Raw genomic sequence first — 18,556 nt, forward strand, 5'->3', positions numbered from 1 at the left:
TAGACCGATGTCGAGCAAGGAGGAACAGCCAATGGCCTATGAGACGATCATCATCGAGAGGCGCGGCAAGGTCGGGTTGATCACGCTGAACCGGCCAAAGGCGCTCAACGCGTTGAATTCCCAGATTCTTGCCGAACTCGTCGCAGCCGTGAACGTTTTCTGCGCCGATCCTGGCATCGGCGCCATGGTCGTTACCGGTTCCGACAAGGCCTTTGCCGCCGGTGCCGACATCAAGGAAATGCAGGCAATCTCCTACGCGGATGCCTACAGCCTGGACTTCTTCGTCGGCTGGGAAGAGTTCACGCGGGCGCGAAAGCCGATCATCGCGGCGGTGGCCGGTTATGCGCTCGGTGGCGGCTGCGAACTCGCCATGATGTGCGATTTCATCATTGCCGCCGACACGGCGAAATTCGGCCAGCCCGAGATCACGCTCGGTGTCATTCCCGGCATGGGTGGGTCGCAACGCCTGACCCGGTTCGTCGGCAAATCGAAGGCGATGGACATGTGCCTGACCGGACGGATGATGGATGCCGCCGAGGCCGAACGTTCGGGCCTCGTGTCGCGGGTCGTCCCGGCCGGCGAACTGGTCGAGGAGGCGGTCAAGGCGGCGGCCAAAATCGCCGATTTCTCGCTGCCTTCGGTGATGATGGCCAAGGAAGCCGTCAACCGGGCCTATGAGACGACGCTTGCCGAGGGATTGCGATTCGAACGCCGCCTTTTCCATTCGCTTTTCGCGCTCGAAGACCAGAAGGAAGGCATGGCGGCGTTCGCCGAAAAACGGAAGCCGAATTTCACCAACCGGTAGGGCATTGCGGGCCAGCGACCGAAACCCGTGGCATCGGCCAAAAAGAACGCCAGGCGGCGTTGACGCGCCGGAAAAGCTGAACTATAAGCCGCACCAACCGAGGCGGCCCCGTGGCTGCCCGTTTGTTTTTTGCGCCCTGCGGCACGCCGCGTGCGCCGACCAGATCAGAAGAGAGGCATCATGGCCAACACATCCTCGGCCAAAAAGGCAACGCGCAAGATCGCTCGCCGCGCAGCGATCAACAAGAACCGCCGCTCGCGCGTCCGCACCTACGTCCGCCAGGTCGAGGAGGCACTCGCCTCGGGCGACAAGGCTGCCGCACAGGCCGCCTTCAAGGCAGCCGAGCCGGAATTGATGCGCGCCGCGACCAAGGGCGTGATCCACAAGAACACGGCCTCACGCAAGGTGTCGCGTCTCGCCCAGCGCCTCAAGGTGCTGTCGGCCTGACATCGCCTTCTCAGGACGATCTTCTTCGAACCCGGCCGATCGTGCCGGGTTTTTTCGTTTGCCGGCAAGTACTTAAAAAGAATAGCCGAAAACAGCTGCAAATGCAGATTCAACAGTTTGAAATGGTTTGCCGGCACATTCATGCCCACTGATGATCGATACGCATGAAAAGCGTCGACTTAAAAAACCATGCCCTGCAGAAATAGCTGCAGCTTTTCAAATGGTTAGCGACAGTCATCCACAACTTGTCCACAACGCGCCGAAGGGACGGGAGGACAACCGGCTGTCAAGAGAATTATTTCAGAAAATTTCACGCCGGCCCGGCTTTTTCATATTCGTCGGAAAAGGGTTTGAATCACAATGGCTTTGTCAAAATACGCCACTGCGGCATGGCGCTCCGACGCGCCCGAGGTAACCAGATTCCTTAAAAATCCGTTAGACGTGGCCTTGCCCTATCCACAGCGATTTCGGTAATGTCGATCTATCGAAAGGGACGGGCCTCTGGCCCTAACCCAGCCTGACGCGGCAAGCTTAAATTGGCGGGATTTGCGACGCGGATCAAGTCCGCGGACGGGTATGGTTTGCTCTTTTTCGATACGGTAGGGGACTGGCGTAACTAGACATGGCAGGTAGACGGCGCGCCGGCGCTCTTTCGCCGGACGGTGTCGTATTGCCCTGACATACCCAACGCGGACTGGCTTCCATGGGCCGGCACCGGTTCCCTTGGATGGTGGGCGACGTTCATTGCCGGCGGCGGCAACGGGCATCGTAGCGAAGACACGGTCGCTGGAAGAAGATGCAGGAGGCGCATCGCCGGCGAAAAACAGGTACAGAAAGGCAAGGAACTCGATCATGCAGAGCGGCATCGAAAGGGAGCTTACGGGCGACCTCCCATTTCCTGGAACTTTGGTCGGAGCAAACGAGATGGCGGTCTCCAGCGACGCGGAACAGAAGTTCGACCGGGTCAAGGCCCAGTTGAAGGCGCGCCTGGGAACCGAAGTCTATTCAAGCTGGTTCGGCCGCATGAAGGTCGCGGAAGCTTCCAAGGGCATTGTCCGCATCTCCGTGCCCACCGCGTTCCTGCGCTCGTGGATCAACGGCCACTATCACGATCTCATTTCCGAGCTGTGGAAGCACGAGGATCCCGAGCTTCTCAAGATCGAAATCGTCGTGCGCACCGCGACCCGTCAGGGGCGCAGCCAGCCCGAACCGGAATTGGCGCCGGCGCGCAAGATGACGCGGCAGACGCAGACGGCGCTGGCCGCCGGCACCGTCAGCCCAGGCAGGGTCGAGCGGTCTCCCGTGCCGCGTCCGGGTGCGCCGGTCGAGAGCGAGTTCCGCCACAATGTGCTGGGGTCACCGCTTGATCCGCGTTACACGTTCGGCTCCTTCATCGAAGGGCCCTCGAACCGCGTGGCTTTCGCCGCCGCCAAGGCCGTGGCGGAATCTCAATCGAGCGCGGTGCGCTTCAATCCGCTTTTCCTGCATGCCACCGTCGGGCTCGGCAAGACGCATCTCTTGCAGGCCATCGCCGCCGAATCGCTGAAGCAGAATCCGAAGTCGCGCGTCGTCTATCTCACCGCCGAGTATTTCATGTGGCGCTTCGCCACCGCGATCCGCGACAACAATGCATTGACGCTCAAGGAGCAGCTGCGCGACATCGACCTCCTGATCATCGATGACATGCAGTTCCTGCAGGGCAAGTCGATCCAGCACGAATTCTGCCATCTGATCAACATGCTGCTCGACAGCGCCAAGCAGGTCGTCGTCGCGGCCGACCGGCCACCGTCGGAGCTGGAATCGCTCGAACCGCGGGTCCGTTCGCGCCTCAATGGCGGCGTCGCGCTCGAAATGTCGGCACCCGATTTCGCCATGCGGCTCGGCATGCTCAAACTGCGCTTGGCCACAGCCAGGGTCGACGATGCGTCGCTCGACATTTCCGAAGAGATCCTCAACCACGTTGCCCGCACCGTGACGGGCAGCGGACGTGAACTGGAAGGCGCCTTCAACCAACTCTTGTTTCGCCAGTCGTTCGAGCCGCAGATCACCATCGACCGCATCGACGAGATCCTCGGCCACATCTATCGCACGGGCGAACCGAAGCGGGTCCGCATCGAGGACATCCAGCGCATCGTGGCGCGCCACTACAACGTCTCGAAGACGGAACTCTTGTCCAACCGGCGCACGCGCACCATCGTCAAGCCGCGGCAGGTCGCCATGTACCTGTCAAAGGTGATGACGCCGCGCTCGCTGCCGGAGATCGGGCGGCGCTTCGGCGGCCGCGACCACACGACGGTGCTGCACGCCGTGCGCAAGATCGAAGACCTTTCCGGCGCCGACAACACACTGGCACAGGAACTGGAATTGCTGAGAAGGCTGATCAACGACCAGGCCTGACCGGCCAGAAACGGCCCGCTTGCAGGGTTGGCCAGCTTTATCCCCAGAAAGCCCGCGTAACCGGCCCGAACCGGTGGCGCGGGCTTGCGTTCACTGGTTTTTTCCTGTCAGTTTGCGTAGATTCTGAAGCCTGTTCAGACCTTTTGCGGGACGCCGTCAGCCGGAGACCCGTTCATTCATTCAAGCGAGCCTGTTTCGTCATGCGTGTTATCCTGGAACGGTCAAATCTCCTGAAGTCGCTCAACCACGTGCACCGCGTGGTCGAACGGCGCAACACCATACCGATCCTGTCCAACGTGCTGCTCAGCGCCGAAGGCGCCAGCCTCGAAATGAAGGCCACCGACCTCGACCTGGAGGTGACGGAAGCGACGCCCGCCAAGGTCGAGCGCGGCGGCGCGACGACGGTGCCCGCGCACCTGCTCTACGACATCGTGCGCAAGCTTTCCGACGGCGCCGAGGTGATGCTGAAGACGGATGAGGACGGCAACGCCATGACGGTGACGTCGGGCCGCTCGAGCTTCCGCCTGCAGTGCCTGCCGCAATCCGACTTTCCCGAGCTTTCGGCCGGATCCTTCTCGCATATCTTCCGTCTCGACTCGGTGGCGCTGAAGGGCCTGATCGAGAAGACGCAGTTCGCCATCTCCACCGAGGAGACGCGCTACTATCTCAACGGCATCTACCTGCACACGCATGAAGTCGGCGGCAAGCTGAAGCTGCGCTCGGTGGCGACCGACGGCCATCGCCTGGCGCGAGCCGAGATCGACGCGCCGGCTGGCTCCGAGGGCATGCCTGGCATCATCATTCCGCGCAAGACGGTGAGCGAACTGCAGAAGCTGGTCGACGATCCGGATGTCGCAGTGACGACCGAACTGTCCGACACCAAGATCCGCTTCACCATCGGCAGCGTCGTCCTGACCTCGAAGCTGATCGACGGCACCTTCCCGGACTATCAGCGGGTCATTCCGACCGGCAACGACAAGAAGCTGATCCTCGACCGCCAGAGCTTCGCGGCCGCGGTCGACCGCGTCTCGACCATCTCTTCCGAACGCGGCCGCGCTGTGAAGCTCTCGATCAGCGAAGGCCAGGTGACGCTTGCCGTCAACAATCCGGATTCGGGCAGCGCGACGGAAGAACTGGCGGCCGACTATTCGTCCGACCCGATCGAGATCGGATTCAACGCGAAATATCTGCTCGATGTCGCCGCGCAGCTGACCGGCACGGAAGCCAAATTCATGCTCGCCGATGCGGGTTCGCCAACGCTGATCCACGACATGGCCGACGAGACCGCGCTTTACGTGCTGATGCCGATGCGGGTATAGCCGGCGCGGCGTCGCCTAACGATACGGCCGGCGGGCATTGGTTGCGGTGACTTCCACAGGCGGATAGCGGTTGCCGGCACAAACCCACATAAGTAAGCTTACGCTTACCAATTTTCGCAATTATGCGACCCTGGCGATAGATGTTGCTCCGGGCGCCGTGGTCTTTTCCGGCGACAATGGTGCCGGCAAGACCAATCTCCTCGAAGCGATCTCCTTTTTGACGCCGGGGCGCGGATTGCGCCGCGCACCTTACGGGGATGTGGCACGCGAGGGTGGCGATGGCGGTTTTGCCCTGCATGCCCGGCTCGACGGACCTGACGGCGAGGTCGAGATCGGCACGGGCATCTCCGGGAGCGACACGGCGGAGAGCGGCAGGCGGGTGCGTATAAACGGAGCCGCCGCCCGGGCCGAGGACATGCTGGAATGGCTGCGGGTCGTATGGCTGACGCCGACGATGGATTCGTTGTTCACCGGACCGGCCGCGGATCGCCGGCGCTTTCTCGACCGACTGGTGCTGGCGATCGATCCCGGACACGGCCAGCGTGCGCTCGACTACGAGAAGGCGATGCGCGGCCGTAACCGTCTGCTGACGGAAGGCTCACGCGATGTCGGCTGGTTCGAGGCGATAGAGATGCAGATGGCGGAGACCGGCGTGGCGATCGCCGCGGCGCGCGCCGAGATGGTGCGGCTGCTGGCCGCCATGATCGACAGGCTGCCCGACACGGGGCCGTTTCCGCAGGCCGATATCGGCCTTTCGGGTGACCTGGAGGCCGAGATCGCCGGTGCACCGGCGGTCGATGTCGAGGAGCGGTTTCGCCGGGCGCTTGCCGATGGCCGAGACCGTGACCGCGCCGCCGGACGTACCCTCGAAGGCCCGCACCGCTCAGACCTCATGGTCCGGCACCGGCCCAAGGCGATGCCGGCCGAACTCTGCTCGACCGGCGAACAAAAGGCACTGCTGGTCGGCATCGTGCTGTCGCATGCCCGGCTGACCGGCGAAATGTCCGGCCTGACGCCGATCCTGCTGCTCGACGAGATCGCGGCGCACCTCGATGGCGGTCGGCGCGCGGCGCTGTTCTCGATCCTGGAGGACCTGAACTGCCAGGCTTTCATGACGGGAACCGATGCGGCGCTGTTTTCCAGCCTGCATGGCCGCGCGCAGTTCCTCACGGTCGACCATGGCACGGTTGGGCCAACCGAAGACCCCTGACAAGGTTTTTCGACCGCTATATGGTCCTGATATGACCAACGCGCTCACCGCCGACGAGATCGAACGCTATGCCCGCCACATCGTGCTGCCGGAGGTCGGCGGCGCGGGCCAGCAGAAGCTCAAGCAGGCGCGGGTCCTGGTGATCGGCGCCGGCGGGCTCGGTGCGCCGGTGCTTGAATATCTCGCTGCGGCCGGTGTCGGCACGCTCGGCATTGTCGACGACGACACAGTTTCGCTCTCCAACCTGCAACGCCAGGTCATCCATGGCACCGATACGATCGGCATGCCGAAAACCCAGAGCGCCGGAGCGGCGATCGCCCGTATCAATCCCAACATATCAGTCGAAACGCACACATTCCGGCTGACGGCGGAGAACGCCCCCGCCCTGGTCGCCAAGTACGATATCGTCGTCGATGGGTCCGACAATTTCGAGACGCGTTATGTGGTGGCCGATGCTTGCGCGGCCGAAGGGAGACCGCTGGTGCATGCAGCGGTCGGACGTTTCGACGGCTCGGTGACCGTGCTGAAGCCTTTCGAGGACGGCAACGACGGCAAGCCGAATCCGAGCTATCGAGATCTGTTTCCCGAAGCCCCGCCGCCGGGTCTGGTGCCGTCCTGTGCCGAGGCCGGGGTGCTGGGCGCGTTGACCGGGGTCATCGGCACGCTGCAGGCGATGGAGGCGATCAAGCTGGTGACCGGCATAGGCGAGCCGCTGATCGGCCGGCTGCTGCTCTATGATGCGCTGGCCGCGCGCTTCGAGACGATCCGCTACAAGAGACGCTGACCTTGGAACAATGCCGTGTTTCGATCACGCGGATCCCCGCCGATTTCGGCCGCTGGGGCGATGTGCTTACCGTCATCACGCGTGCCTTCGCCTTCATGGACGGCATCATCGACCCGCCGTCGTCGGCTCACCTGCTCACAGTCGATGCGCTGCGCGCCAAGGCCCTGCGGGAGACAGGCTTTCTGGCACTCGACGGCGACAGGATCGTCGGCTGCGTTTTTGCTCTCGAAAGGACTGACGGTTTTTATGTCGGCAAGCTCGCCGTCGCCCCGGACCTCCAGGGGCAAGGCATTGGCCGGCGGCTGATGCAAGCGGCCGAGGATCTGGCCCGCAGCCGCGGCAAGGCGGCCATCGAGCTCGAGACTAGGATCGAGCTCACCGCCAACCATGCCGCCTTTGCACGGCTCGGCTTTCATGAGACCGAACGGACGGCGCATGAGGGCTATGACAGGCCGACGTCCATCACCATGCGCAAAACGATCTCGTAAACGGCGGCTGAGCCTGGAAGGTTTCAGGTTCTGAGCGGCAGCACGCGGTCCGGCGGGCGATGGCCGTCGACGAAGGCGCGGATGTTGATGATGACCCTCTCGCCCATGTCGATACGGCCCTCGAGCGTGGCCGAGCCCATATGCGGCAGAAGCACGACCTTGTTCCTGGCGGCGAGCTTCAAGAGCTTGCCGTTCAGGGCCGGCTCGTGTTCGTAGACGTCGAGGCCGGCACCGGCGATCTTGCCGTCCTGGATCAGCTTGACCAGCGCTTCTTCATCGATGATGTCGCCGCGGGCGGTGTTGACGATATAGGCGGTGGGCTGCAGCAGCGCCAGCCGCCGTGCCGACAGAAGATGGAAGGTCGCAGGCGTCGACGGACAATTGACCGAGATGATGTCCATGCGGGCCAGCATCTGGTCGAGACTCTCCCAATAGGTCGCCTCCAGACCGTCCTCGACCGCCGGCAGCACGCGGTGGCGGTTATGGTAGTGGATGGACAGGCCAAAAGCCTTGGCCCGCCGGGCAACGGCCGTGCCGATGCGGCCCATGCCGACAATGCCGAGCCGCTTGCCCCAGATGCGCCGGCCAAGCATCCAGGTCGGCGACCAGCCGGCCCATTTCTTGTCGCCGGTAAGCACGCTGGCGCCTTCGGCCAACCGGCGCGGCACCGCAAGCATCAGCGCCATGGTCATGTCGGCGGTATCTTCGGTGAGCACATTGGGCGTGTTGGTGACCGTGATGCCTCTCTTGGCCGCCGCCGTCACGTCGATCTTGTCGACGCCGTTGCCGAAATTGGCGATCAGCTTGAGGTTGTCGCCGGCCTGGGCGATCAGCGCGGCATCGATCTGGTCGGTCACGGTCGGTACCAGCACGTCGGCTTCCTTGACCGCTGCGACCAGTTCCGGCTGCGTCATCGGCCTGTCCTCGACATTCAGCCTTGCGTCGAACAGTTCGCGCATGCGGGTCTCGACCGGGTCGGGCAGCTTTCGCGTGATGACCACGAGAGGCTTCTTTTTGCCTGGCATTGTTTCCCTCGTTGAGACCTCTTTAACCAAGACCGGCGAAACTGAAAGCTGGTCGCGGCAGCCGATTTACCCATGTAACAAGCGGTGCCGCCGAAGACAAAGAAAAAGGGGTGCCGCAGCCGTCGGGCCGGCGCCGAAAGGAACGAAAGTGTCTGGTTTCGCGTCGCTTCGCCTGGCCTTCAGCGCAGCATTTCTCGGCGCTTTCCTCTATTCTCCGCTTGCCGGCGCGCAGAGCGCGGCCGCCCCTGCCCAGAGCGCCATCACGCTCGGACCGAGCGGCCTGCCACTGCCGCGATTCGTCAGCCTGAAATCCGGCCGCGTCAACTCGCGCGTCGGCCCCGGCGCCAACTATTCCGTCGACTGGATGTATATGAAGGCTGGCCTGCCGATGGAGATCATCCAGGAATTCGACACGTGGCGGCGCGTGCGCGACGCCGACGGCTCGGAAGGATGGATCAACCAGTCGCTGCTGTCGGGCCGGCGCACGGCGATCATCGCGCCCTGGCAGCGCGGCAAGGGCGGCCAGGTCAATCTCCTGAAAGGTCCCGACAAGGATGCAAGGGTGGTGGCGATCGTCGAACCCGGCGTGATGGGCACGATCAAGTCCTGCGACGGCCAGTGGTGCGAAATGACACTCGACGGCCACACCGGCTGGCTTGCCCAGTCGGTCGTCTGGGGTGCTTATCCGGGCGAGCGGGTCAAGGACTGAACGTCTCGCGTTTGCGCCCGATGGGGCCAAGATGGGTGTCCTGAAACCCCGTCGACAGCTTCAAGCCGTAGCCGAGTGCACGGTCGATCACGATATGGGCGATCCAGATCAGTGCGATGGCGCTGCCGACCGCACTGCCGGCGAGATGCCCGGCAAGCAGCAGAAGCACCGGTACGAGCAGGGTGTGCAAGGCGTTGTAGGCAATGGCGCCGAGGCGCGGGCCACCGAGATAACCCAGCATCGACAGGTCCGGCGCCAGGATGAGCAATGCGAAGAACCACCAGGAGACGCCTGTCGCGCCATAGAAGACGATTGCGGCAACCGCCACGACGGCCCATTCGAGCCGGACTATCCAATCGAGGGGTTTTATCCCAGCCCGATTATTCGGGCCAGACCGGTTACCCTGGCCCCGGCCAATTATTCCGGCCTCGCCGGTCATTCCGGACGCTTGGGACGGAGCCTCACCACGATATCGACATTGGCTATTTCCATACCCTCGGGCGGGTCCGGCAGATTGGAGACCGTTACCGGACCGTCGGCGATGTCGAAAATCCTGTTTTCGCCTTCGATATAGAAATGATGGTGGTCGGAGGTATTGGTGTCGAAATAGGTCTTGGAACCTTCGACGGCGAGGATACGCAGCAGCCCCGCCTGGGTAAACTGGTGAAGCGCGTTGTAGACGGTGGCCAGCGACACCGGCACGCCGGCGACCTGCGCCTCCTCGTGCAGTTCCTCAGCCGACAAATGGCGGTCGCCCTTGGCGAAAAGCAGGTCGGCCAGCGCAATACGCTGACGCGTCGGCCTCAGGCCGGCTTCACGTACCCGCTTGTCCACAGCGACATTTTCCTTCCGGCAGCCCCGGTCCATCTGGTCTTCCAAGCTCACAGTCCCGCTTCAAGACATGCCCAGAATGGCAAAAAAATGAATGTCTGCCGAAACCGGACCCCTGTTGACATATATTCTGTCGCCCGAATGCGATCAATAGCGCGCATTGACCCGGGCAGACTGGCGGGTTAAGCGCAAACGCCGGTTTCCGGCCTGAAACAGATTGTGTTAGGACACCAACGACAAGGGCGCGCTACCGCCCGGACGATATGGGGAAGAAATTGATGGCGGGTTCGAAATCCAGCTACGACTACGAAGAATTGCTGGCCTGCGCCCGCGGCGAGCTGTTCGGAGAGGGCAATGCCCAGTTGCCCTACCCGCCGATGCTGATGTTCGACCGTATCACCGAGGTCAGCGAGACCGGCGGTGCCTTCGACAAGGGTTTCATTCGCGCGGAATTCGATATCAAGCCCGACCTGTGGTTCTTTGCCTGCCATTTCATCGGCAATCCGATCATGCCAGGGTGCCTCGGCCTGGACGCCCTGTGGCAATTGACGGGCTTTTATCTCGGCTGGCTAGGCGAACCCGGCAAGGGAATGGCGCTGTCGACCGGAGAGGTCAAGTTCAAGGGCATGGTCACGCCGTCGGTCAAGAAGGTCGAGTACGGCGTGGATTTCAAGCGTGTGATGCGCGGCCGGCTGGTGCTCGGCATCGCCGATGGCTGGATGAAGGCGGATGGCGAGCCCATATATGCGGCGACAGACCTGAAGGTCGGCCTGTCGAAGCAGTCGGCGGTCGCTTGACCGCAGCCCTGGCCCGCCCATTGGCCAGTATCCCTGGAAGGAGTTGCGAATGAGACGTGTCGTAGTCACAGGCCTCGGCATCGTGTCGTCGATCGGCAACAATGCCAACGAGGTGCAGACCTCGCTGCATGACGCCAGATCCGGCATCAGCTTTTCCGATTCCTTTGCCGAGCATGGCTTCCGCTGCCAAGTCTGGGGCGCGCCGACGCTCGACCCTACCGCCATGATCGACCGCCGCGCGATGCGCTTCCTGAGCCAGGGCGCGGCCTGGAATCACGTCGCCATGGACCAGGCGATCGCGGACGCCGGCCTTGACGAAAGCGACATCACCAACGAGCGCACCGGCATCGTCATGGGTTCGGGCGGCCCCTCCACCCGCACCATCGTCGAGGCGGCCGAAACCACGCTAAAGAACGGCAGCCCCAAGCGCATCGGTCCCTTCGCGGTGCCGAAGGCTATGTCGTCGACCGCGTCGGCGACGCTGGCCACATGGTTCAAGATCCATGGCGTCAACTATTCGATCTCGTCGGCCTGCTCGACCTCGGCGCATTGCATCGGCAACGGCTACGAGTTGATCCAGTGGGGCAAGCAGGACATAGTCTTTGCCGGCGGCCACGAGGATCTCGATTGGACAATGTCGGACCTGTTCGATGCCATGGGCGCCATGTCGTCGAAGTTCAACGACAGGGCCTCGACCGCATCGCGCGCCTATGACGCCAATCGCGACGGCTTCGTCATTGCCGGCGGCGCCGGCGTGCTGGTGCTGGAAGAGCTGGAGCATGCCAAGGCGCGCGGCGCCAAGATCTACGCCGAGATCGTCGGCTATGGCGCGACCTCGGACGGCTACGACATGGTGGCGCCCTCGGGCGAAGGCGCGGTCCGCTGCATGCGCCAGGCGCTGGCGACGGTCTCCACGCCGGTCGACTACATCAACACCCACGGCACCTCGACGCCGGTCGGGGATTCAAAGGAAATGGGCGCGATCCGTGAAGTGTTCGGCGAGAAGATGCCGTTCATCACGTCGACCAAGTCGCTGACCGGCCATTCGCTGGGCGCGGCTGGCGTGCAGGAATCCATCTATTCGATCCTGATGATGCAAGGCGGCTTCATCGGCGAAAGCGCCCATATCGAGACGCTCGATCCGGAATTCGAGGGGATGCCGATCGTGCGCAAGCGCATCGACAACGCAGGGATCGACACTGTCCTGTCGAATTCCTTCGGTTTCGGCGGCACCAACGCAACGCTCGTTTTCCAGCGCTATTCCGCATAGGGCCAAGTTTTTTATACAAGGATTTGCCGGCCATGGACGGATTGATGAAAGGCAAGCGCGGGCTTGTCATGGGTGTCGCCAACGATCATTCGATCGCCTGGGGCATCGCCCGGAAATTGTCCGAACATGGGGCGGAACTCGCCTTCACCTACCAGGGCGAGGCTTTCGGTCGCCGCGTCAAGCCGCTCGCCGACAAGCTTGGCGCTTCGCTGGTCGTTCCTTGCGACGTCGAGGACAGCGCTTCGGTCGCAGCCACGTTCGAGACGCTTGGCAAGGCCTGGGGCGGCCTGGACTTTGTCGTCCATGCCATCGGTTTCTCAGACAAGAACGAGTTGAAGGGCCTCTACGCCGACACCAGCCGGGACAATTTCGTCCGCACCATGGTGATCTCCTGCTATTCCTTCACCGAGGTGGCCCGCAATGCCGCGCCGCTGATGACCAATGGCGGCTCGATGATCACGCTGACCTATGCCGGCGCGGTCCGCGTCATGCCGAACTACAATGTCATGGGCGTCGCCAAGGCTGGGCTCGAGGCCAGCGTGCGCTATCTCGCCAACGACTACGGTCCGCGCGGCATCCGCGTCAACGGCATCTCGGCCGGTCCGGTGCGCACACTGGCCGGCGCCGGCATTTCGGACGCCCGTCACATGTTCTCCTACCAGCAGCGAAACTCGCCATTGCGCCGGACCGTGACGATCGACGAGGTCGGCGGCTCCTCGCTCTATCTCCTGTCCGACCTTGCTTCCGGTGTCACCGGCGAAATCCACTATGTCGATTCCGGCTACCATATCGTCTCGATGCCGACGCTCGACGAGTTGAAGCAGACGGATGGCGGGCGCGACTGAAAAGCGGGTCCGCCAACCGGGTCTTTGCCAGTAAAGAAAATAATCCTCTCCAGTAAAATTGGATTCATTCGCGGAAACTCATTTTAAGGAGGTTTCCGCTATAGAGATCCCCGATCTGGGGGACCTTGTCATGCCTGCCGTCAGCAACCCGAAGCGAACACCTATGTTCCGACTGCTCACGATAGCAAGTTCGGGCATTGGCAGTTTCGTCCTCGGCATCTGGGGCCTGAAGCACGGTCTCGGCGACGGGTTTGCCGGCATATCGGCTGATATGATGGTGTCGGTGATGGCCGCGCTTTGCGCGCTGGCGGCATCGGTGGCGGCAATGTCGTTCTTCGCCGGCGTCGATGAATCGGCGGATTTCGTCTTCAACGAAACCCATTTCGACAAGCTGACCGGACTGCTGGCACGCCCGGCCATGGTCGGCAAGATCGCCGAGGCGGCATGCGCGACAAGCCGCACCGGGGAACCGGTGTTCCTGATCGACATCGACATCGACCGGTTCAAGCAGATCAACGACGCGATTGGCTACACCCAGGGCGATGAATTGATCCGCGCCTTCACCAAGCGGCTGCGCAGTTGCGTGCCCGCCCGCGCCCTGATCGGCCGCATCGGGGCCGGCGAGTTCGCGGTGCTGCTCCCGGACAATCTGATTCAGGGGACCCTGGAAAGCATGGTCGAGAGACTCATCGACGAGATGATGGAGCCGTATGAGCTCAGCAGTCACCAGCAATCGGTGAGCCTGTCGGTCGGCATCGTGGCGATGCCCAAGGACGGTGTCGATCCGGTCCTCATCCTGCGGCGCTCCAACCTGGCGCTGCAGAATGCGCGTGCCAGGGGGGTTGGCAACTGGTCGGTCTTCGACAGCGAGATGGGACGCGTGGCCGACCATCGCCAATGGGTCGAAGCCGAGCTGCATAGCGCCTTTGAACGCGGCGATTTCGACCTGCACTATCAGCCGCAGCTCGACCTCCCGACCGGCCGCATCGTCGGCTACGAGGCGTTGATCCGCTGGAAGCATCCCGAACGCGGCATGATCCCGCCGATGGAGTTCATCCAGATCGCCGAGGAGACCGGCATGATCAACCCGATCGGCGAATGGGTTCTGCGCAAGGCCTGCAGCGATGCCCGCCACCTGCCGGACGACTGCTTCGTCGCCGTCAACATTTCGCCGGTCCAGTTCATGACCAAGGACTTCGTCGGCATTGTGCGCGACACGATGCGGGCCACCGGCATCAAGCCGTCACGGCTGGAGCTGGAAGTCACCGAGACGGCGATGATGCAGGACCGCGACCGCGCGGCCGCCATCCTGAAAGAGCTTGCCGAGATGGGCATCTCGGTCGCCGTCGATGATTTCGGCACCGGCTATTCCAACCTCAGCTATCTGATCGACTTCTCGTTCGGCAAGCTGAAAATCGACCGTTCCTTCGTCAGCCGCATCGATACCGATGCCAGCTCCGGCGCGGTCGTGTCGACCATTGTCGGGCTGTCGCGGGCGCTCGGCGTCAGCATCATCGCCGAAGGCGTCGAGACCGAAAGCCAGGCGACCCTGCTGCGGGCCGCCGGCTGCGAGGTGGTGCAAGGCTACCTGTTCGGCCGGCCAGCACCGCTCGATATCGGCGTTGGTGACGGGCATGTCGCCAACGACATGAGGCGCGTCGCCAATCTGCATTGATAACCCGCGGCGCTGTATTACCGGCGCGCGACAAACACCTTGAACATGCCATCGCGGGCAAGCTCCGCATGACTGGCAAAGGCGGCCGACAGCACCTGCTCATAAGGAAGCTGGCGGTTGGCGACCATGAACAGGCGTCCACCGGGCTTCAGGGCCTTGGCGGCCGCGCGGATCATGCCGGCACCGATCTCGGGCTCCGCCGCACGGCTGCGATGGAAGGGCGGGTTCATGGCGATGACGTCGTAGCGGCGCTCGACAGGCTCGGCGAGCAGATCCGTCCAGAAGAAGCCCCGCGCCACGGTGTTGCCGAGATTGCCCCTGGCTGCCTCCAGCGCATCGAAATCGGCCTCGTAAAGATCAAGGGCCGACAAGCCCGGCGAGCGGGCAGCCATCTCGGCCGCCACATAGCCCCAGCCGGCGCAGAAATCGGCCGCACTGCCACGCAGGTCGCCGGGCAGGTTGTCGACCAGCAGTTTCGAACCGGCGTCGATGCGGTCGAAGGAGAACATGCCGGGTGCGGTGTGGAACCGGTCCCCGACCAGCAAGGCGGGATTGGCGGTGCGAAGCGCGGCCGCGGCTTGCATGGCGGCCGGGCGGCGCAGCCAGAAGGCAATGCCGTGATATTTCGGCATGTGGCCTTCGATCGGCACGAGATCGCCGACGCGCTTGCGCAGGCTGGCGATGCCATCCTCCTTGCCACCGGCAATGAGGATCAATCCGCCCTCGGCCACGCGCTCGAGGGCCTCGGCGATGCGCAGTTCGTTCTGGCCGCGATGGCGGCCGGCAAGCACGAGTGCGGCATCAAGACCATCGCCGGTCGATTGCGGCGTGACCGTGAAGCCCGCCGCCTGCAATGCACGGAAATGCGGCCGGAAGCCCTGTACGAGATCGAGCGTCGCCTCGAAAGCCGGCGCCAGGCGCAGGCCGGGTTCGGCGCCAAGGAAGAGAACGCGCTCGCCCTTCCGCGGCAAGGAAAGAGCCTCGGCCTCGAACGGGTGAAAAAGCGTCTTCAGCGCTTCAGCGGACATAGCCGTGCTCCATAAACAAAAACGGGCGCGACCTAAGCCGCGCCCGTCTTATTGTTCAGTCAGATCGCTCAGGCGGCGTTTTCTTCGCCTTCGGTCTTCTTGTCGCGGGCGATTTCCTTGCCAGTGGCCTGGTCGACGACCTTCATCGACAGACGAACCTTGCCGCGCTCGTCGAAGCCCATCAGCTTGACCCAGACCTTGTCGCCTTCCTTGACGACGTCCGAGGTCTTGGCGACCCGGTCGTTGGCGAGCTGCGAGATGTGGACGAGGCCGTCACGCGGACCGAAGAAGTTGACGAAGGCGCCGAAGTCGGCGGTCTTGACGACCGTGCCTTCGTAGATTTCGCCGACTTCCGGCTCGGCGACGATGGTGTGGATCCACTTCTTCGCCGCCTCGATCTCCTTGGCGTTCGAGGAAGCGATCTTGACCGTGCCGTCGTCCTCGATGTTGATCTTGGCGCCGGTCTTCTCGACGATCTCGCGGATGACCTTGCCGCCCGAACCGATGACGTCGCGGATCTTGTCGGTCGGGATGTGCATGACCTCGATACGCGGCGCGAACTCACCGAGTTCCGAACGCGCGCCGGAGAGCGCGTGGCCCATTTCGCCGAGGATATGCAGGCGACCGTCCTTGGCCTGGCCAAGGGCGATCTTCATGATCTCCTCGGTGATGCCGTCGATCTTGATATCCATCTGCAGCGAGGTGATGCCACCTTCGGTGCCGGCGACCTTGAAGTCCATGTCGCCGAGGTGATCCTCGTCACCAAGGATGTCGGAGAGCACGGCGAAGCGCTCACCTTCCTTGATCAGGCCCATGGCGATGCCGGCGACCGGCTTGGCCAGCGGCACGCCGGCATCCATCAGCGCCAGCGAGGTACCGCAGACCGTGGCCATCGACGACGAGCCGTTGGACTCGGTGATCTCCGAGACGACGCGCAGCGTGTAGGGGAACTGGTCGGAGGTCGGCAGCATCGGACGGATAGCGCGCCAGGCGAGCTTGCCGTGGCCGATTTCGCGACGGCCCGGCGAACCCATGCGGCCGGTCTCACCAACGGAGTAGGGAGGGAAGTTGTAGTGAAGGAGGAACTTCTCCTTGTACATGCCGGTCAGCGAATCGACGTACTGCTCGTCCTCGCCGGTGCCGAGCGTGGCAACGACCAGCGCTTGGGTCTCGCCGCGGGTGAACAGCGCCGAGCCGTGGGTGCGCGGCAGGACGCCGACCTCGGAGACGATCTTGCGAACCGTCTTCAGGTCGCGGCCATCGATGCGCGAGCCGGTGTCGAGAATGTTCCAGCGCACGACCTTGGCTTGGAGTTCCTTGAATACCGAGCCGATCTGTTCGGAGGTGTACTTTGCGTCCTCGCCTTCGGCCGGGGCAAACGCTGCCTTGACCTTCGCCTTGACAGCGTCGACCGCGGCGTAACGCTTCTGCTTGTCGACGTTCTTGTAGGCATCGCTGAGCTCGTCGCCGACGATCTTCAGCATCTCGGCCTCGAGCGCGGAATAATCCGGCGCGGTGAAGTCGCGCGGCTCCTTGGCCGCAACTTCAGCCAGCTTTATGATGGCGTCGATGACCGGCTGGAAACCCTTGTGGCCGAACATGACGGCGCCGAGCATCAGCTCTTCGCCAAGTTCCTTGGCTTCGGACTCGACCATCAGCACGGCGTCGGCGGTGCCGGCGACAACGAGGTCGAGCTTGGATTCCTGCATCTCGTCGACATGCGGGTTCAGAACATATTCGCCATTGATGTAACCGACGCGGGCGCCGCCGACCGGGCCCATGAACGGAACGCCGGAGAGCGTCAGAGCGGCCGAGGTGGCAACGATCGACAGGATGTCCGGGTCGTTTTCGAGGTCATGCTGGACGACGGTGACGACGATCTGCGTGTCATTCTTGTAGCCTGCTGCGAAGAGTGGGCGGATCGGGCGGTCGATGAGGCGGGAAACCAGCGTTTCCTTTTCGCTCGGACGGCCTTCGCGCTTGAAATAGCCGCCCGGGATCTTGCCGGCGGCATAGGTCTTTTCCTGGTAGTTGACGGTCAGCGGAAAGAAGTCGAGGCCGGGCTTCGGCTCCTTCATCGAAACGACGGTGGCCAGAACCTTGGTCTCGCCGTACGTGGCGAGCACTGCGCCGTCGGCCTGGCGGGCGATCTTGCCGGTTTCGAGGATGAGCGGACGGCCGCCCCATTCGATTTCCACTTTGTGGTGATTGAACATGTCTTGTCCTTAATAAGCGGAAAGGGGCGCGCCGTTTCACGGTGCGCGGATGCCCTTTCCCTGGCTTCCTTTCTCGGGCAGCCACGGGCAAGACAACGGGAAGCTCGGGTGATTTGGGCGCGACGAGCGCGCACGAGCGTCCTGCAATCCTGCCCCATGACCGTCCATGGGCGGTTTCGAGTGGCCCTCTGCACGCTCGAAACCGGGTCTGGCCAGCCGATATGACTGGCAGAATGCGTGACCGGCGGACTTCCCTGGGAAAGTCCGCCGGTCAATTCGTCAACGGCGCAGACCGAGCTTCTCGATCAGTGTCTGATAGCGCGCGTCGTCCTTGCGCTTGAGATAATCAAGCAGGCTGCGGCGCTGGGACACGAGAGCGAGCAGACCACGGCGGGAATGGTTATCCTTCTTGTGGTCCTTGAAATGGTCGGTCAGGTTCTTGATGCGCTCGGAAAGGATGGCCACCTGGACTTCCGGAGACCCGGTATCGCCCTTGGCGGTTGCGAATTCACCCATCAATTCCTGTTTGCGCTCGGCAGTAATCGACATCGTGTTTTTCCTTATCTGTTTGAGGAAACGGGTCGCCCACAGCCGGGATGTCGTCCAGCAGGGGCCGTGCATGCAAAGCGTCAAGGCGCAATGCTGCGGCGCATATAGTGCAATTCCCCGAAAAACACCAGCCCAATTCACAAGCCGGCTTTTGACGCTCA

18 protein-coding genes are annotated in these 18,556 nt (G+C 63.0%); 12 read left to right on the top strand and 6 right to left on the bottom strand.

Annotated elements, in window-relative coordinates; translation table 11 throughout:
* The first annotated feature begins 31 nt into the window (after positions 1–31).
* The 7 genes from FJW08_RS15735 to FJW08_RS15765 all read left to right on the top strand — a co-directional run bounded on the left by FJW08_RS15735 (position 32) and on the right by FJW08_RS15765 (position 7,450).
* Positions 32–805, top strand: coding sequence for an enoyl-CoA hydratase (locus FJW08_RS15735; protein ID WP_140811359.1), 774 nt, complete (start codon positions 32–34; stop codon positions 803–805).
* 180 nt (positions 806–985) lie between these two features.
* Entirely contained in the window at positions 986–1,252 is a 267-nt protein-coding gene (gene rpsT / locus FJW08_RS15740) for a 30S ribosomal protein S20 (protein ID WP_027026587.1), read from the top strand.
* An 852-nt stretch (positions 1,253–2,104) separates the two neighbouring features.
* Positions 2,105–3,649 (top strand): chromosomal replication initiator protein DnaA, encoded by a 1,545-nt coding sequence (gene dnaA, locus FJW08_RS15745; protein WP_140757865.1) that lies wholly within the window; start codon positions 2,105–2,107, stop codon positions 3,647–3,649.
* A gap of 200 nt (positions 3,650–3,849) precedes the next feature.
* Positions 3,850–4,968 (top strand): DNA polymerase III subunit beta, encoded by a 1,119-nt coding sequence (gene dnaN, locus FJW08_RS15750; RefSeq protein WP_010913340.1) that lies wholly within the window; start codon positions 3,850–3,852, stop codon positions 4,966–4,968.
* 70 nt (positions 4,969–5,038) lie between these two features.
* A complete protein-coding gene (recF, locus tag FJW08_RS15755; protein WP_140811360.1) occupies positions 5,039–6,178 on the top strand; it encodes a DNA replication/repair protein RecF in 1,140 nt (379 codons plus the stop codon).
* 31 nt (positions 6,179–6,209) lie between these two features.
* Entirely contained in the window at positions 6,210–6,962 is a 753-nt protein-coding gene (locus FJW08_RS15760; RefSeq protein ID WP_140811361.1) for a molybdopterin-synthase adenylyltransferase MoeB, read from the top strand.
* 2 nt (positions 6,963–6,964) lie between these two features.
* Positions 6,965–7,450: a GNAT family N-acetyltransferase gene (locus tag FJW08_RS15765; RefSeq protein WP_140811362.1), complete on the top strand. Its 486-nt coding sequence runs from the start codon at positions 6,965–6,967 to the stop codon at positions 7,448–7,450.
* A 23-nt stretch (positions 7,451–7,473) separates the two neighbouring features.
* Here FJW08_RS15765 and FJW08_RS15770 read toward each other — a convergent pair whose 3' ends face one another.
* Positions 7,474–8,475, bottom strand: a complete 1,002-nt coding sequence (locus tag FJW08_RS15770; RefSeq protein WP_140811364.1) for a D-glycerate dehydrogenase — start codon at positions 8,473–8,475, stop codon at positions 7,474–7,476.
* 148 nt (positions 8,476–8,623) lie between these two features.
* Here FJW08_RS15770 and FJW08_RS15775 point away from each other — a divergent pair, with 148 nt between their 5' ends.
* Positions 8,624–9,184 carry an SH3 domain-containing protein gene (locus tag FJW08_RS15775; protein ID WP_140757870.1) on the top strand — a complete coding sequence of 187 codons (561 nt, stop codon included), beginning with the start codon at positions 8,624–8,626 and terminating at the stop codon, positions 9,182–9,184.
* On the opposite strand, the gene FJW08_RS15780 is transcribed toward FJW08_RS15775, so the two are convergent.
* Both FJW08_RS15780 and irrA read right to left on the bottom strand, forming a co-directional pair.
* A complete protein-coding gene (locus FJW08_RS15780; protein ID WP_246682360.1) occupies positions 9,174–9,554 on the bottom strand; it encodes a DUF4260 domain-containing protein in 381 nt (126 codons plus the stop codon). The genes FJW08_RS15775 and FJW08_RS15780 overlap by 11 nt on opposite strands.
* 65 nt (positions 9,555–9,619) lie before the next feature.
* Positions 9,620–10,051, bottom strand: coding sequence for an iron response transcriptional regulator IrrA (gene irrA / locus FJW08_RS15785; protein WP_181182938.1), 432 nt, complete (start codon positions 10,049–10,051; stop codon positions 9,620–9,622).
* 242 nt (positions 10,052–10,293) lie between these two features.
* Here irrA and fabA point away from each other — a divergent pair, with 242 nt between their 5' ends.
* The 4 genes from fabA (at position 10,294) to FJW08_RS15805 (ending at position 14,602) form a co-directional block, all read left to right on the top strand.
* Positions 10,294–10,812: a 3-hydroxyacyl-[acyl-carrier-protein] dehydratase FabA gene (gene fabA / locus FJW08_RS15790; protein ID WP_127276870.1), complete on the top strand. Its 519-nt coding sequence runs from the start codon at positions 10,294–10,296 to the stop codon at positions 10,810–10,812.
* Between the two features lie 49 nt (positions 10,813–10,861).
* Positions 10,862–12,082, top strand: a complete 1,221-nt coding sequence (gene fabB / locus FJW08_RS15795; RefSeq protein ID WP_140757873.1) for a beta-ketoacyl-ACP synthase I — start codon at positions 10,862–10,864, stop codon at positions 12,080–12,082.
* A gap of 32 nt (positions 12,083–12,114) precedes the next feature.
* Entirely contained in the window at positions 12,115–12,927 is an 813-nt protein-coding gene (gene fabI / locus FJW08_RS15800; protein ID WP_140757874.1) for an enoyl-ACP reductase FabI, read from the top strand.
* A gap of 130 nt (positions 12,928–13,057) precedes the next feature.
* Complete coding sequence (locus FJW08_RS15805) at positions 13,058–14,602, top strand: bifunctional diguanylate cyclase/phosphodiesterase (RefSeq protein ID WP_140811366.1); 1,545 nt, start codon at positions 13,058–13,060, stop codon at positions 14,600–14,602.
* Between the two features lie 17 nt (positions 14,603–14,619).
* On the opposite strand, the gene FJW08_RS15810 is transcribed toward FJW08_RS15805, so the two are convergent.
* The 3 genes from FJW08_RS15810 to rpsO all read right to left on the bottom strand — a co-directional run bounded on the left by FJW08_RS15810 (position 14,620) and on the right by rpsO (position 18,395).
* The gene (locus FJW08_RS15810) at positions 14,620–15,630 is read right to left on the bottom strand and encodes a class I SAM-dependent methyltransferase (RefSeq protein ID WP_140811367.1); all 1,011 of its coding nucleotides are present in this window, start codon (positions 15,628–15,630) and stop codon (positions 14,620–14,622) included.
* Positions 15,631–15,698: 68 nt separating this feature from the next.
* Positions 15,699–17,846: a polyribonucleotide nucleotidyltransferase gene (gene pnp / locus FJW08_RS15815; protein WP_140757877.1), complete on the bottom strand. Its 2,148-nt coding sequence runs from the start codon at positions 17,844–17,846 to the stop codon at positions 15,699–15,701.
* Positions 17,847–18,125: 279 nt separating this feature from the next.
* Positions 18,126–18,395 (bottom strand): 30S ribosomal protein S15, encoded by a 270-nt coding sequence (gene rpsO, locus FJW08_RS15820; RefSeq protein WP_006202929.1) that lies wholly within the window; start codon positions 18,393–18,395, stop codon positions 18,126–18,128.
* Positions 18,396–18,556 lie beyond the last annotated feature (161 nt).

It is taken from the genome of Mesorhizobium sp. B3-2-1 (assembly GCF_006439515.1).
Taxonomy (GTDB): Bacteria; Pseudomonadota; Alphaproteobacteria; order Rhizobiales; family Rhizobiaceae; genus Mesorhizobium.